Here is a 235-nt window from a genome sequence, read left to right as displayed (position 1 = left end):
TTCGGGAAGATCAACTTGATTCTTTTATGGAATTGAATGTCATTGCTTCATTATTTCCGCTACATACCTATTACTGGGGAGACTGGCACAAACAGATTATTGGAGATAGCCTTGGAAACTCTATCAGTCCTACCAGAACAGCCTTGGATAAAGGTTTGAGGATAACCATCCATACAGATGCACCTGTAGCCCTGCCAAATTTAATGAGGATGGTCGGGATTTCAGTTGAGCGAAA

At 41.7% G+C, this 235-nt stretch carries 1 pseudogene; it reads left to right on the top strand.

Annotated elements, in window-relative coordinates:
- Positions 1-235: pseudogene (locus OU788_RS12835) on the top strand (amidohydrolase); the annotation flags it as partial.

The sequence above is a fragment of the Tenacibaculum sp. L6 genome (assembly GCF_028823685.1).
Lineage (GTDB): Bacteria > Bacteroidota > Bacteroidia > Flavobacteriales > Flavobacteriaceae > Polaribacter.
Note: the sequence above shows the minus strand (reverse complement) of the source record. Positions and strands in the feature narration are given on the sequence as shown.